General features: G+C 62.8%; 14 protein-coding genes. 13 read left to right on the top strand and 1 reads right to left on the bottom strand.

Going from position 1 to position 13,941, the window contains the following annotated elements; genetic code table 11:
- Positions 1-67 precede the first annotated feature (67 nt).
- From ACR0KS_RS06695 to cobJ, 7 genes are read left to right on the top strand one after another with little or no spacing between them, the layout of a single operon-like run.
- A complete protein-coding gene (locus ACR0KS_RS06695; RefSeq protein ID WP_170382407.1) occupies positions 68-448 on the top strand; it encodes a DUF1636 domain-containing protein in 381 nt (126 codons plus the stop codon).
- Positions 445-1,500, top strand: coding sequence for a cobalamin biosynthesis protein CobW (gene cobW, locus ACR0KS_RS06690; RefSeq protein WP_170565266.1), 1,056 nt, complete (start codon positions 445-447; stop codon positions 1,498-1,500). The genes ACR0KS_RS06695 and cobW overlap by 4 nt, the downstream gene beginning before the upstream one ends.
- Before the next feature lie 14 nt (positions 1,501-1,514).
- Positions 1,515-4,808, top strand: coding sequence for a cobaltochelatase subunit CobN (gene cobN / locus ACR0KS_RS06685; protein ID WP_170565270.1), 3,294 nt, complete (start codon positions 1,515-1,517; stop codon positions 4,806-4,808).
- Positions 4,805-5,926 (top strand): precorrin-3B synthase, encoded by a 1,122-nt coding sequence (gene cobG, locus ACR0KS_RS06680; protein ID WP_170565273.1) that lies wholly within the window; start codon positions 4,805-4,807, stop codon positions 5,924-5,926. The genes cobN and cobG overlap by 4 nt, the downstream gene beginning before the upstream one ends.
- Positions 5,926-6,555, top strand: coding sequence for a precorrin-8X methylmutase (locus ACR0KS_RS06675; protein WP_170382399.1), 630 nt, complete (start codon positions 5,926-5,928; stop codon positions 6,553-6,555). The genes cobG and ACR0KS_RS06675 overlap by 1 nt, the downstream gene beginning before the upstream one ends.
- Entirely contained in the window at positions 6,552-7,280 is a 729-nt protein-coding gene (locus tag ACR0KS_RS06670) for a precorrin-2 C(20)-methyltransferase (RefSeq protein ID WP_170382397.1), read from the top strand. The genes ACR0KS_RS06675 and ACR0KS_RS06670 overlap by 4 nt, the downstream gene beginning before the upstream one ends.
- Positions 7,277-8,053 (top strand): precorrin-3B C(17)-methyltransferase, encoded by a 777-nt coding sequence (cobJ, locus tag ACR0KS_RS06665; protein ID WP_170565275.1) that lies wholly within the window; start codon positions 7,277-7,279, stop codon positions 8,051-8,053. Before ACR0KS_RS06670 ends, cobJ begins: the two co-directional genes overlap by 4 nt.
- Here cobJ and ACR0KS_RS06660 read toward each other — a convergent pair.
- Complete coding sequence (locus tag ACR0KS_RS06660) at positions 8,044-8,775, bottom strand: cobalt-precorrin-6A reductase (protein ID WP_170565277.1); 732 nt, start codon at positions 8,773-8,775, stop codon at positions 8,044-8,046. The genes cobJ and ACR0KS_RS06660 overlap by 10 nt on opposite strands.
- Here ACR0KS_RS06660 and cbiE point away from each other — a divergent pair.
- Genes cbiE through cobF form a run of 6 tightly spaced genes read left to right on the top strand, consistent with a single transcriptional unit; the run spans position 8,774 to position 13,899 of the window.
- Complete coding sequence (cbiE, locus tag ACR0KS_RS06655) at positions 8,774-9,973, top strand: precorrin-6y C5,15-methyltransferase (decarboxylating) subunit CbiE (protein WP_170565279.1); 1,200 nt, start codon at positions 8,774-8,776, stop codon at positions 9,971-9,973. The two genes, ACR0KS_RS06660 and cbiE, sit on opposite strands and share 2 nt — an antisense overlap.
- The gene (locus ACR0KS_RS06650; RefSeq protein ID WP_170565281.1) at positions 9,970-10,338 is read left to right on the top strand and encodes a cobalamin biosynthesis protein; all 369 of its coding nucleotides are present in this window, start codon (positions 9,970-9,972) and stop codon (positions 10,336-10,338) included. The genes cbiE and ACR0KS_RS06650 overlap by 4 nt, the downstream gene beginning before the upstream one ends.
- Positions 10,335-11,129: a precorrin-4 C(11)-methyltransferase gene (gene cobM, locus ACR0KS_RS06645; RefSeq protein WP_170565283.1), complete on the top strand. Its 795-nt coding sequence runs from the start codon at positions 10,335-10,337 to the stop codon at positions 11,127-11,129. Before ACR0KS_RS06650 ends, cobM begins: the two co-directional genes overlap by 4 nt.
- Entirely contained in the window at positions 11,122-12,438 is a 1,317-nt protein-coding gene (locus tag ACR0KS_RS06640) for a cobyrinic acid a,c-diamide synthase CobB (RefSeq protein ID WP_170565285.1), read from the top strand. The genes cobM and ACR0KS_RS06640 overlap by 8 nt, the downstream gene beginning before the upstream one ends.
- Positions 12,435-13,163, top strand: a complete 729-nt coding sequence (gene cobA, locus ACR0KS_RS06635; RefSeq protein ID WP_170565287.1) for a uroporphyrinogen-III C-methyltransferase — start codon at positions 12,435-12,437, stop codon at positions 13,161-13,163. The genes ACR0KS_RS06640 and cobA overlap by 4 nt, the downstream gene beginning before the upstream one ends.
- A complete protein-coding gene (cobF, locus tag ACR0KS_RS06630; RefSeq protein ID WP_170565290.1) occupies positions 13,156-13,899 on the top strand; it encodes a precorrin-6A synthase (deacetylating) in 744 nt (247 codons plus the stop codon). The genes cobA and cobF overlap by 8 nt, the downstream gene beginning before the upstream one ends.
- Positions 13,900-13,941: the final 42 nt, after the last annotated feature.

Raw genomic sequence — 13,941 nt, 5'->3', positions numbered from 1 at the left:
CATGTCGCAATACGTGGCCCGCATGAGACCCCGTCCCCCACAAAGAGGATTTGGGGGGATGAGAGACATGACCGAGACCGCTCCGGTCGAACTGCTGGTCTGCACCACCTGCCGCCGGGGTCTGCCTGTCGAGGATGACGCGCAGCGGCCTGGCGCTTTGCTGCACAAAGCTCTTGAGCAAGCCGAACTGCCAGAGGGCGTGACCCTGAAAGCGGTGGAGTGCCTGTCGAATTGCGATCAGGGATGCTCGATCGTTTTGCGCGGCGGGCCGGATCGCTGGACGTTCGTGTATGAGCACCTCAATGAAAGCGACCATGTCGAAACCATCGTCGAAGGCGCGACCAAGTACCTTGCGACCGAAGACGGCCTGGTCAAATGGCGCGAGCGCCCCGAACATTTCCGCAAAAACTGCGCAGCCCGCATTCCCCCGATTGGAGCCCTGAAATGAGCAATCTTGAGAAACTTCCTGTCACCGTGATCACCGGCTTTCTGGGCTCGGGCAAGACCACGTTGGTGCGTCATCTGATGCAGAACCCACAGGGCAAGCGTCTGGCCATCGTGGTCAACGAATTCGGCGATGTGGGTGTGGATGGAGACATCCTGAAGTCCTGCGCTATTCCTGATTGTCCGGCGGAAAACATCATGGAACTGGCGAACGGCTGCATTTGCTGCACCGTGGCCGATGATTTCATCCCCACGATCGAGGCGCTGATGGCGCTTGAGCCGCGTCCAGATCACATCCTGATCGAAACATCCGGTTTGGCGCTGCCGAAGCCGCTGCTGAAGGCGTTCGACTGGCCCGATATCCGGTCCAAAATCACTGTCGATGGCGTAATCGCTCTGGCCGATGCCGAGGCCGTCGCCGCCGGTCGCTTTGCCCCCAATGTCGAGGCGGTGGATGCCCAGCGCAAGGCCGACGATTCCATCGACCACGAAACGCCTCTGTCTGAGGTGTTCGAGGATCAGATTTCCTGCGCCGATATCATCCTGCTGACCAAGCCCGATCTGGCCGGTCCCGAGGGCGTCGCCAAAGCCAAAGAGATCATCGCAGCCGAAGCCCCGCGCCCTCTGCCCGTGGTTGAGGTCGCCGAAGGCGTGGTAGACGTCCGCGTCGTGTTGGGCCTTGAGGCCGCCGCCGAGGATGACATGGACGCCCGCCCCAGCCATCATGACGGCCACCACGATCACGAGCATGACGATTTTGAAAGCATCATCGTCGAACTGCCCGAGCAAATCGACCCGCTTGATCTGGTTGCCAAGATCGAACGACTGGCCAAGGAACTGAACATCCTGCGCGTCAAAGGCTATGCCGCCGTTCAGGGCAAACCGATGCGCCTGCTGGTTCAGGCCGTGGGTGCGCGTGTGCGTCATCAGTATGACCGCCCGTGGGAACCCGGCGAGGATCGCCGCTCGCGCCTGGTGGTGATCGCCGAGCATGACGATATCAAAGAGGCTGAAATCCGCGATATCCTCGTGGGTATCACCGAGGCCGCCGAGTAAGCACAGGGTAAACCATGCACGTCGTCTTCCGCGAAAGCCACGGGTTAGAGGAAACCGAGACCCCGACCGATCTGGGCCAGAGCCCAGCGGATTTGGTGGTGCTGTCCTTCTCGGACAGCGACCTTGGCGCTTTCGCGGCGGGCTGGCATCGCGGTGGCGGGCCGGAAGGTCGGATGCCGACCCTGCGGCTGGCCAATCTGACGGCGCTGAAACATCCCCTCTCGGTGGATACCTATGTCGAGCAGACGCTTGAGGGTGCAAAGGGCATCCTGATCCGTCTGATCGGCGGGGTGCCTTATTGGGCCTACGGGTTGCAACAGGTTCTGGCGCTGGCGCAGGCCAAGGGGATCGCCGTGGCCGTACTGCCCGCCGATGGGCGCGAGGATACACGGCTGGATGACTATTCCACCCTGCCCGTCTCAACCCTGCGCCGGTTGGCGCATCTGTGCGATACGGGCGGCGAAGTTGCAGCTCAGGCTGCTTTGGCGCAAATGGCGCTGGCTGCGGGGCTTTATGCCGGGCCTGTAATGGGTGCCAAAACCCTGCCCGAATGCGGCGCATGGTGCCCGGATCGGGGCGTGATCCCGGTGGAAAAGGCGTTCACGGGTGATGCAAAACGTATCCCCGTCACGTTCTATCGCGCCTATCTGACCTCGGCCGATACTGCAACGGTGGCCGCGCTGATCCGCAGCCTCCGTGCGCGGGGATTGGACGCCGTGGGCCTTTTCGCGCCCTCGCTGAAAGCCCCGGCCGCCGCTGACTGGCTGCGTGAAAACATCTCAGCGCTGAACCCGTCGGCAATCATCAACGCCACCTCGTTCTCTGGCAAAGGCGCGTCGGGTACGTCCCCCTTGGACGCCGCGAATGTCCCGGTGTTTCAGGTCGCACTGGCCACCTCGCGCCGCAAAGCCTGGGCCGAGGCCGAACGTGGTCTGTCCCCCGCCGACCTCGCCATGCATGTGGTCCTGCCCGAAGTGGACGGGCGGATCAACACGGGCATTGCGTCCTTCAAGGAACCGGGCAAACGCGATCCCGATCTCGAATATTCCCGTTTCGCGCACCGGGCCGAAGGTGAGCGGATCGAGGCGATCATCGACCGTGTCACCGGCTGGCTGAACCTGCAGGACAAGCCCAAGGCCGATCAGGTGCCCGCGCTGGTCTTGTCCACCTATCCCGGCAAGGACTGGCAGATGGCCCATGCGGTTGGTCTGGACGCGCTGGCCTCGGCCGAGGCAATGCTGTCGGACCTGCAGGCCAAGGGCTATGATACCGCCCCCGCCGAACCAATCTCTGAGGCGCTGTTGGACGCGCGTATTTCGTGGCCGCTGACCGAGTATCAAGCCGCGCTGGCGGACCTGCCCGAACAACTGCGCACCGACCTGCAAACGGTTTGGGGCACGCCCGAGGATGATCCCGCATTCGCCGATGGAGCCTTTCAATTCACCGCGCTGCGCCGGGGCAAGGCTTTGGTCGCGCTGCAACCCGAACGCGGCACGCCCGAACTGCGCGATGACGACTACCACGACCCGTCGCGCACCCCGCGGCACAGCTATGTTGCCTTCTACCTGTGGCTGCGCAAAAGCCTGCGCGCCGATGCGCTGATCCATATCGGTGCCCATGGCACGTTGGAATGGCTGCCGGGCAAATCCGTCGCGCTGTCTGCCGATTGCTGGCCCGAGGCGCTGATCCGCGACCTGCCGGTGATCTACCCGTTCATCGTCAATGACCCGGGCGAAGCAGCTCAGGCCAAGCGCCGCATCGGAGCTGTCACGCTGGGCCACATCCCGCCCGCGCTGAAGGAAAGCGGCACGCCGGATCGGATGGTGCGGCTGGAATCGCTGCTGGACGAATTCTCGAACGCCGATGGTCTGGACCCCAAGCGCCGTGACCGGCTGCAAGAGGATATCCGGGACGAAGCGCAGGCCATCGGGCTGGAAAGCGATCTGGGTCTGGATCAGGCCACCTGCACCGCCGAGGCGATCACCCGCATCGACCGCTTTGTCTGTGACATCAAGGAAAGCCAGTTCGGGGACGGCCTGCACATCTTTGGCCGGGTGCCCGAGGTCACCGGCAATTTCGATCCCGCGCCCTCGGCCCAGTCCGAACGCAGCGCTCTGATCGACGCGCTGGCCGGGAAACGGATCGAGGCCGGGCCGTCCGGTTCGCCCTATCGCGGGCGCTCGGACGTGCTGCCGACAGGTCGGAACCTCTATACCACCGACCCGCGTTCGGTCCCGACCCGTGCGGCGTATACGCAAGGCGTGAAACTGGCCGAAGAACTGGTGCGGCGACACCTGCAGGAAGAAGGCGATTATCCCAAGGGTCTGATCGTTGATCTTTGGGGGTCAGCCACCATGCGCACAGCGGGCGAGGAATTCGCCATGGCGCTGCACCTTCTGGGCGTGAAGCCGGTCTGGGACAAGGGATCCGAGCGCGTCTCGGGTATCGAGGTTCTGCCGATCACCGATCTCAGCCGCCCGCGTCTGGATGTGACGCTGCGCGTCTCGGGCCTGTTCCGCGACGTGTTCCCGACGCTTTCGGCGCTCTATGGTCAGGCCGTGCGCGCACTGTCGGCGCGGGATGAAGCCACCGACTGGAACCCCTATGCCGGTCAGGAGCCCGCTGCCCGCGTCTATGGCCCTGCTCCGGGCAGCTATGGTCTGAACATGACTCACCTGTCCGAGACCTACACCGATGAGGCGCGTGCGCAGGCTGGCGAAGCGTGGCTGAACGCCAGCTCTTATGCGTTGGAAGGCGAGCATATCGCGCAGGACAAGGACGGGATCACGCAGCGCGTCGCCAGCGCCGACAGCTTCGTCCACCTGCAGGATCTGGCCGAGACCGACCTGTTGCTGGCCAATGACTATGCCACGCATGAGGCCGGATTTGCCGCCGCCAAAAAGATCACCGGCGGCACGGCGCAGCTATACCATCTGGACAATACCAACCCCGAAACGCCCCGCGCGCGGACCCTGCCCGAGGAGATCAGCCGCGTGGTCCACGCCCGTGCCGCCAATCCCGGCTGGATCGCAGGGATGCAACGCCACGGATTCCGTGGCGCGGCCGAGATCGCCGCAACGCTGGATCACATGGCCTCATTCGCGCATCTGTCGGGTACGGTCGCGCCGCATCTGTTCGACCTCTACCACGATGCCACGCTGGGCGACGCAGACGTTGATGCCTTCCTGCAAGAGGCCAACCCGCAGGCGTATCAAGCCATGCAGGACCGGTTCCGCGCTCTGCTGGAGGCAGGGCTTTGGAACACGCGGCGAAACTCGATCCGCGCCGATCTGGAGGGGCTGGGATGAGCGCCCCTATCGTTCAGGGCTGGTGCCCCGGCGCACATCGTCCGATGATGTCTGGCGACGGGCTTGTGGTGCGCGTGCGCCCTCGGCTGGCTCGGTTGACGGCTGAACAGGCAGTGGGTCTGTGCGATCTGTCGGACCGCTTTGGCAACGGCACCATTGACCTGACCAACCGCGCCAACCTGCAGTTGCGGGGCGTTGCGGAGGCTGATCATCAGCCCCTGCTGGTCGAGCTTGCCGCGCTGAACCTGTTGGACGCCGAGCCGGGGATCGAGGTGCGGCGGAACATTCTGGTCTCACCCCTCTATCGCGCCGGAGACCTGACCGCCCGGCTGACGCAGGAATTGATCGACCGGCTGGCCGAACTGCCCGCCCTGCCCGCCAAGTTCGGTTTCGCCATCGATACAGGGCCAGAGCGCCTTTTGGCGAGTGACTCAGCTGATATTCGGCTGGAGAGCGGCCCCGAGGGTCTGATCCTACGCGCAGACGGGGTCGAGACTGGCCGTCTGGTTGCGGAACCTGAGGCCATCGACCAAGTGATCGCGCTTGCGCGTTGGTTTGCCGATACATACACGCCCGAGACCCGCCGCATGGCACGCGTGACCTCAGCGTTGCCGCAAGAGTGGCAAGGCTCTGAACCGGGCCGCGTGGGGACGCCTCTACAACCCGGCCCCTGTGATCAAGGTACTTTCTATGGCGCGGCCTTTGGGCAACTGCCTGCGCGCGCGCTTAAAGACCTGATCGCGCAAAGCGGTGCGCACGCCCTGCGCGTCACCCCGTGGCGGCTGATCCTGCTGGAAGGCGGGGCGGCGATCCCTGCCCCGGGTTTTGTGACAGACGGCACCGACCCTCTGATGACCACCGACGCCTGCCCCGGCGCACCGTTCTGCCCGCAGGCACAGGTGGAAACCCGCGACATCGCGCGCGCTCTGGCTGCGCGTGTACACGGCACGTTACATGTCTCAGGTTGCGCCAAGGGATGCGCGCGAATGGGACCGGCCGATTTCACATTGGTCGGCGATGCAGGGCGATTTGATCTTGTTAAAAAGGGCCGCGCAGGGGATGAGCCCTGCCAGCGCGGTCTAACCGAAGAAACACTGTTGAATATGGACTTCACCTGATGCCCTACACTTACGAAACCGATGGCGCGGCGATCTACAAGGAAAGCTTTGCCACCATCCGGTCCGAAGCCGACCTCGCGCGGTTTGACAGCGATGAAGAACAGGTCGCCGTCCGCATGATCCACGCCGCCGGCATGGTCGGGCTGGAGGAGTTCGTACACTTCTCACCGGGATTTGTTTCGACCGCACGTGCTGCGCTGGAAGCTGGCGCGCCGATCCTGTGTGACGCGCGCATGGTCAGCGAAGGTGTGACCCGGTTCCGCCTGCCCGCCGACAACGAAGTGATCTGCACCCTGCATGACGAACGTGTCCGCCCTCTGGCTGCTGAGATGAGCAACACGCGATCCGCCGCCGCGCTGGAACTGTGGCGCCCGCATCTGGAGGGCGCTCTGGTCGCCATTGGCAACGCGCCCACAGCGCTGTTCCACCTGCTGAATATGCTCGAAGACCCCGACTGCCCGCGCCCCGCCGCGATCATTGGCTGTCCCGTGGGGTTTGTTGGTGCGGTCGAATCCAAAGACGCCCTGTGGGAGGCACAACCCGTCCCGTCTTGCATCGTCAAAGGTCGTCTGGGCGGCAGCGCCATCACCGTCGCCGCCGTGAACGCCATCGCGAGCCGCGCCGAATGACTGCGGGTAAAATATACGGCGTCGGCCTTGGCCCCGGCGACCCGGACCTGATGAGCGTCCGGGCCGATCGGCTGCTGCGCAACGCACGACATGTGGCGTTCTTTCGCAAACCCGGCCGCAGCGGACAGGCGCGCAATATTGTCAACGGCATCATTCCGGGTGAAGCCATCGAGTTCCCTATGGAATACCCGGTGACGACCGAAATCCCGGTGACCGACCCGCGCTATAACGAGTTGCTGTCAGCCTTCTACGAAGACTGCGCCGCGCATCTGAAGGCATTGTCCGAGCAAGGTGAGGACGTTGTCGTCCTTTGCGAGGGAGATCCTTTCTTCTACGGCTCTTTTATGCACCTTTATAATCGCTTGCGCGACGAAGCTGATGTAGAGGTCGTGCCCGCAATTACCGGAATGTCCGGCGCATGGACCGCGACCGGAGACCCCATTACCTGGGGCGATGACGTGTTGACCGTTTTGGTCGGAACCCTGCCCGAGGACGATCTAGCGCGACGCATGGCACAGACCGACGCTTTGGTGGTCATGAAGATCGGTCGCAACATCGACAAGGTGAAGCGAGCGCTTAAAAGCGCTGACTTGTACGACCGGGCTTGGATCGTCGAGTTCGCGCAAATGCCCAACCAAAGGGTGATGAAACTGTCCGAGGCAAGCGACGACGTCACGCCCTATTTCTCGATCATCGTTGTACACGGTCAGGGGCGGCGACCATGAGCGGTTGGGTCAAGATTGCAGGTCTTGGGCCTGGGGATGAAAACCTGGTGACGCCCGAAGTTACTGCGGCGCTGGCCGAGGCAACGGATGTGGTCGGCTACATCCCTTACGTCGCGCGCGTCGCCGAGCGTGCGGGCCTGACCCTTCACGCCAGCGACAACCGGGTCGAGATCGACCGCTCGCAGCATGCGTTGCAAATGGCGGCAGAAGGCAAGCGCGTGGTCGTGGTGTCCTCGGGCGATCCCGGCGTCTTCGCCATGGCAGCCGCTGTGTTTGAAGCGCTAGAGAACGGCCCGGAAGAATGGCGCGATCTCCAGATCGACGTTCTGCCCGGGATCACGGCGATGCTTGCAGCCGCAGCACGTGCGGGTGCACCGCTGGGTCACGATTTCTGCGCGATCAACCTGAGCGACAACCTAAAACCGTGGTGGCTGATAGAAAAACGCCTACGTCTGGCAGCGCAGGGTGATTTTTCCATGGCCTTCTACAATCCGCGCTCAAAGTCCCGGCCTGAGGGCTTTGAGAAAACACTGGATATCCTGCGTGAAGAATGTGAACCCGGGCGCGTGATCCTGTTTGCCCGCGCGGTATCCCGCGCGGATGAAGCGATCCGAATTTCGACTTTGGCCGAGGCAACGCCGGACATGGCGGACATGCAAACCGTCGTTCTGGTCGGTTCCTCGCGAACACGCCTGATCGAGCGGGACGGAAAGCCCATCGTCTACACGCCGCGCTTTACCCCGGACGAGGATCAGGCCGAGGTTCAGGGATGATCCAACCAGTCCAGAACCTGAGCAACGCTCGTCAGTTCTGTTCTTTGCGGCAGGACCGGTCGGTCGATCATCAAAACTGGCACGCCCAAAGATCGGGCAGCGTCCAGTTTGGCTCGAGCCCCGGTTCCGCCTGCGTTTTTGGAGACGACCAACTCGGTCCCGTGCCTTTGCATCAGCGCGCGGTCGTCCGCTTCGGCGAAAGGTCCGCGATCCACAACAACCTCGCAGTGCGGCAGGGGCAGCGCGCCGGGCGCATCCACCAGCCGCAGCAGGTAGTGGTGCTGGGGTTGGGCTGCAAAGTCCTCAAGGTGCATACGCCCGACCGCAAGGAAAATGCGACGAGGGTCGCCGGACAACGCCACAACCGCCGCCTCGATATCGGGAACGTGGTGCCAATCGTCACCAGCCTGCGCCGTCCAGGAGGGGCGGGTCAGCGCAGCAAGCTTTGTTTGAGCAACCGCGCTGGCCTCTATCGCGTTTCGGCTCATCTGGGCGGCAAACGGGTGGGTTGCATCGACAATGTGGGTTATTTCGTTGTCATGAACGTAGGCAACCAGTCCGTCAACGCCGCCAAAACCGCCAACCCGCACCGGCAGCGGTTGCGGGCGCGGGTTGTCCACGCGCCCGGCATAGGAATAGGTCGCAGGCATCCCCAGATCCGCTATGGCTTGGGCCAATGCATTCGCTTCGGTTGTACCACCAAGAATCAGGAGGTTGGGCATGTCTGATACTCCGTGGTTGACCGTTTTGGGCTTGGGCGAAGATGGACTGGATGGCCTTTCGCCTGCAACCCGTCAAGTGCTGGAACAGGCCGAAGTCATCATGGGCCCGCCGCGCCATCTTGCGTTGATAACGCAAAGCGAGGCTGAACACATTGAATGGCCGGTCCCGTTTTCCGACGGCCTGCCCATCCTGAACGGGCTGAGGGGGCGCAAGACCGTGGTTTTGGCTTCGGGCGATCCATTCTGGTTCGGCGCAGGCTCGGTGATTGCCCGCAATTTTGAGGCCAGTGAGTGGACCGCTCTGCCCGGGCAATCGACCTTTTCACTGGCCGCCGCGCGGTTGGGCTGGCCGCTGGAGGGAACCCAGACTTTCGGCTTGCACGCAGCGCCCCTGACGCGATTGCGGCCCCATCTGGCACCGGGCCTTCGTGCGATACTTCTGTTGCGCAACGGTGCAGCGGTCGCAGAGCTGGCGCAGTATCTGACCGAAACCGGCTTTGCCGACACCCGGCTTCACGTGATGGAGGCTTTGGGTGGCCCACGAGAACGATCGCGCAGCCTGACCCTGACCGAAGCCTTGCTGGGCGGGTTCGATCACCCCGTGTGCGTCGCACTGGATGTGGCGGGGCAAGGCAGCGCCTTTCCCAAAGCCTCTGGCAAGCCCGATGAGATATTTGAAACCGACGGCCAAATCACGAAACGCCCCATTCGGGCACTGACCCTGTCCGCGCTGGCCCCTCAGAGGGGCGAGCACCTGTGGGATATCGGAGGCGGCACCGGCTCGATCAGTATCGAGTGGCTGATGTGTGATCCGACGCTAAGCGCCACCACAATCGAACCGCGCAAGGACCGCGCCGACCGCATTCGGCGCAACGCGGACGCATTGGGGCAAGACCGGCTGGACGTGGTGCATGGCACTGCGCCTGACTCTCTGACCTCGCTGCCAAAACCCAACGCGGTTTTCATCGGCGGTGGCCTGAGCACCGCCCTTCTGGAGTGGATCAGTGAAACACTACCGGCGGGGACGCGATTGGTCGCAAACGCCGTGACGTTGGAAAGCGAAGCGGTGCTGGCTCAGTGGCACGAGAAACTGGGCGGTGAGCTGTTGCGGATTGAACTGGCGCAGGCATCGGCTTTGGGCCCCCGTCGCGGGTGGAAGTCATCCTATCCGGTCGTCCAGTGGAGCGTGACGCTATGATTGTTGCGGGCCTTGGTTTTTCGTCATCTGCGACGGTCGAAAGCCTGCGCGCAGCCTATGATGCAGCCGCCGCTGGTCACGACATTTCGGCCTTGGCGACGGCCAGCGACAAAAAAGGGCATCCGGCTCTGGCGGCCTTTGCGGACGCACTGGCCCTGCCCTTGCACTATGTAGCGGCCAGCGAACTGGCCGGACAACGCACCCTGACATGCTCGAACCGCAGCCGGGCCACGTATGGCACTGGCAGCGTATCCGAAGCATCCGCTCTTTCTGCTGCTGGGCCTCAGGCCCGGTTGCTTTCCCCCAGACACATATCGGACGACCGGCTGGCCACCTGCGCCTTAGCCATCGGAGGACAATCATGACCGTTCATTTCATTGGTGCCGGACCCGGTGCCGCCGACCTGCTGACCCTGCGCGGGCGCGATATCATCGCGTCGTGCCCCGTGTGCCTGTACGCGGGCTCGTTGGTGCCCGAGGAAATCCTTGGCCATTGCCCCGAAGGGGCGCGGATCATCAATACCGCGCCTATGGATCTGGACCAGATCATGGCCGAGATCGAGGCGGCGCACAAAGCGGGCCACGACGTCGCGCGCCTGCATTCCGGCGACCTGTCGGTCTGGTCCGCTATGGGCGAACAAATTCGCAGGCTGAAAAAGATGGGAATCCCCGTCAGCGTCACGCCGGGCGTGCCCTCGTTCGCTGCTGCTGCGGCGGCGCTGGGAACCGAGTTAACACTGCCCGGTCTTGCGCAATCCGTGGTTCTGACCCGGACGCCGGGCCGCGCGTCCTCGATGCCCGAAGGTGAGACGTTGGAAAACTTTGCCCGCACAGGCGCTACGCTGGCCATCCACCTGTCGATCGGCAATCTGGACAAAGTGCTCGCTGACCTAATCCCGGCCTATGGAGCAGACTGCCCCGTCGCCGTTGTCTATCGCGCAAGCTGGCCGGACGAGCGCATCATTCGCGCTACGCTAAACACGCTAAAGGATGCGCTGGACGAAAGCATCTCGCGCACGGCTCTGATCATGGTTGGTCCAGCTTTGGCAGGTGAAGGATTTGACGAAAGCTGCCTGTATTCCAAGGATTACGACCGCCGCTATCGTCCACAGAGCGCGGACAGCCCGTGGTCGAGCTGGAGCCACGGCGATGACTAACCCTCCGGGTCTGCTGATTTCCGCTCCGTCTTCGGGGACTGGAAAAACCACCGTAATGCTGGGGCTTCTAAGGGCGTTGGCCGAAGATGGGCTGACCGTGCAGCCGTTCAAAAGCGGACCGGATTATATCGACCCGGCCTTCCACAGGGCGGCGGCTGGGCGTGCCTCGTTCAATCTTGATAGCTGGGCGATGGGAGAGCCGCTTTTGACTGCGATCTCGGCACAAGCCGAGGGTGCGGATATCGTTGTGGCCGAAGGGTCGATGGGCCTGTTCGACGGTGTTGCCAAACCCGGTGAGCTTGGGCACGGCTCAAGCGCGGAAACCGCGCAACGGATGGGGTGGCCCGTCGTTTTGGTGCTGGATGTCGGGGGGCAGGCACAATCTGCAGCGGCAACGGCGCTGGGATTTCGGATGTACAATCCCGATCTTCCCTTTGCAGGCGTGATCCTAAACCGCTGCGCCAGTCCACGTCATGAACGTTTGACACGGCTGGGCATGGAACGCGCCGGGTTGCCTGTTCTGGGTGTCTTGCCGCGCCGGGGCGACTTAACGCTTCCTGAACGGCATCTGGGTCTGATTCAAGCTGTTGAGCACCCTGACCTTGAAAGCGCAATCGTTGGATATGCCGCGTTTCTTCGGGAACACGTGGATCTTGAGGCCATCAAACGTGCGGCTTCCTCAGGCCCCAAGGGGCCATCGTCATCCGCGCTGCCGCGGCCTCCGGCGCAGCGGATCGCGCTGGCTCGGGACGCGGCGTTTTCCTTTACCTATCCGCACTTGTTGGAAGGGTGGCGCGCAGCGGGGGCAGAAATTCTGCCCTTTTCACCGCTGGCGGATGAGCCGCCCGCACCTGACGCAGATCTGGTTTGGTTGCCGGGCGGCTATCCCGAGCTTCACGCAGGCACACTGGCCGCCGCCACAACGTTCTTGGCCGGCTTGCGCACCCACGCAGAAACCAAGCCCGTTCATGGTGAGTGCGGAGGTTACATGACCCTTGGACAAGCCCTTGTCGACAAGGAGGGCACCCAACATCAAATGGCAGGATTGCTGGGGTTGGTCACGTCCTATGAGAAGCGCAAGTTCAACCTTGGGTATCGCAGGGCTGAGCTTTTAGCCCCGATGCCCGGATTTGAAGCCAAGACACCGCTAAGGGGACACGAATTCCACTACTCTTCTATTCTCGAACAACCGGACGCACCATTGGCGCGCGTTTTCGACGCTGAAGGAGCTGAAGGGCCGCAGACCGGGTCGGTACGCGGCAATGTGACCGGCACGTTCTTTCACCTGATCGCGGAGGCCACGGCATGAGCGGGTTTGTCTCATTCATAGGTTCCGGCCCCGGCGATCCTGAGTTGCTGACGTTGAAGGCCGTGGGCCGGATGCAAAAGGCGGACGCCGTGCTGTTTGACGACCTCAGCAGCGGCCCGATCCTGTCCCACGCGCGGGACGATGCTGATCTGGTTGGCGTCGGCAAACGGGCGGGACGGCCCTCACCCAAGCAAGATCACGTCAGCCGACTATTGGTCGATTACGCCAATACCGGCGCGCATGTGGTGCGTTTGAAATCGGGCGATGGGGGCTTGTTCGGACGGCTCGAGGAAGAACTTGTCGCCCTGCGCGAAGCTGGCATCGAGTACGAGATCATTCCGGGCATTCCTTCGGCGGTCGCCGCCGCAGCCGCTGCTGGTATTCCCCTGACCCGTCGGATGACCGCCCGGCGCGTGCAATTTGTCACGGGCCACGACGTCAGCGGCAAACTGCCCGACGATCTGAATCTGCCCGCTTTGGCCGACCCGGACGCAACCACCGTGGTTTTCATGGGCAAACGGACTTTCCCCCTTCTGGTCAAAGCGCTGCACGCTCACGGTCTGCCGCTGGACACCCCGGCATTGATGGCCGAGTCCGTGTCGACCCCCGACCAGAAATTGCATCGCTCCTCGGTCGGTGAACTCTCCGAGAAGTTGGAGGCTGAGATCGGCACAGCCCCTGCCCTGATCCTTTACGGCCCATTGGCAGAGCTTGAAGATGTTTGATCTAACCCTTGTCGGCATCGGTACCGGCAATCCCGACCACGTCACCTTTCAAGGCGCAAAAGCCATTCGGTCGGCGGACCTGATCCTGATTCCCCGCAAGGGTGAAAACAAGGCCGATCTTGCAGGGCTGCGTGAGGAGATCATCCAAGCCGTGACTGAGACACCTCCTCAGATTGCCTATTTCGATATCCCCAAACGCCGCTCGGATGACGGATACCTCCGCGGTGTGGACGAATGGCACGATGCTATTGCCCTTCGCTGGCAAGAAGCCATATCTGCCCACCCAAAGGCGCAACATGTCGCCCTGCTGATCTGGGGCGATCCGTCGCTTTATGACAGCTCGCTGAGAATTGCGTCGCGCCTGAACCCCCAACCGGAAACTCGGGTGATTCCCGGCATTACTGCTTTGCAGGCGTTGACCGCCGCCCACGCGGTTCCGATCAACGAACTGGGCGCACCGTATGTCGTGACAACCGGGCGCCGAATCCGAGAGGAAGGATGGCCGAAAGACGCCTCGAAAGTCGCGGTCATGCTGGACGGGGAATGTTCTTTCCAGAGCCTTGAGACGAAGGACTATGACATTTGGTGGGGCGCTTACGTGGGAATGAAAGAGGAAATTCTGATCCAAGGCCCACTGGCCGAAGTCTCTGGGCAGATTTTGAAAACCCGAGCGCAAGCCCGCGCAGACCACGGGTGGATCATGGATGTCTATTTGCTGAAAAAGCGCGGTATCTGACGCAAAAGGTCGCAAATGACGATTGCGCCCCTGCCCTCATAA

It is taken from the genome of Ruegeria sp. BC7 (genome assembly GCF_056539165.1).
The sequence above is the reverse complement of the archived record's forward strand: the minus strand, read 5'-3'. Positions and strand labels throughout refer to the sequence as shown.

Bases quoted from the DNA above. Each gene is read 5' to 3' on its own strand.
- cobG (WP_170565273.1), top strand. From the start codon at position 4,805: ATGAGCGCCCCTATCGTTCAGGGCTGGTGCCCCGGCGCACATCGTCCG.
- ACR0KS_RS06675 (WP_170382399.1), top strand. From the start codon at position 5,926: ATGCCCTACACTTACGAAACCGATGGCGCGGCGATCTACAAGGAAAGC.
- cobN (WP_170565270.1), top strand. From the start codon at position 1,515: ATGCACGTCGTCTTCCGCGAAAGCCACGGGTTAGAGGAAACCGAGACC.
- ACR0KS_RS06670 (WP_170382397.1), top strand. From the start codon at position 6,552: ATGACTGCGGGTAAAATATACGGCGTCGGCCTTGGCCCCGGCGACCCG.
- cobF (WP_170565290.1), top strand. From the start codon at position 13,156: ATGTTTGATCTAACCCTTGTCGGCATCGGTACCGGCAATCCCGACCAC.
- cbiE (WP_170565279.1), top strand. From the start codon at position 8,774: ATGTCTGATACTCCGTGGTTGACCGTTTTGGGCTTGGGCGAAGATGGA.
- ACR0KS_RS06650 (WP_170565281.1), top strand. From the start codon at position 9,970: ATGATTGTTGCGGGCCTTGGTTTTTCGTCATCTGCGACGGTCGAAAGC.
- cobA (WP_170565287.1), top strand. From the start codon at position 12,435: ATGAGCGGGTTTGTCTCATTCATAGGTTCCGGCCCCGGCGATCCTGAG.
- cobM (WP_170565283.1), top strand. From the start codon at position 10,335: ATGACCGTTCATTTCATTGGTGCCGGACCCGGTGCCGCCGACCTGCTG.
- cobW (WP_170565266.1), top strand. From the start codon at position 445: ATGAGCAATCTTGAGAAACTTCCTGTCACCGTGATCACCGGCTTTCTG.
- ACR0KS_RS06660 (WP_170565277.1), bottom strand. From the start codon at position 8,775: ATGCCCAACCTCCTGATTCTTGGTGGTACAACCGAAGCGAATGCATTG.
- ACR0KS_RS06640 (WP_170565285.1), top strand. From the start codon at position 11,122: ATGACTAACCCTCCGGGTCTGCTGATTTCCGCTCCGTCTTCGGGGACT.
- ACR0KS_RS06695 (WP_170382407.1), top strand. From the start codon at position 68: ATGACCGAGACCGCTCCGGTCGAACTGCTGGTCTGCACCACCTGCCGC.
- cobJ (WP_170565275.1), top strand. From the start codon at position 7,277: ATGAGCGGTTGGGTCAAGATTGCAGGTCTTGGGCCTGGGGATGAAAAC.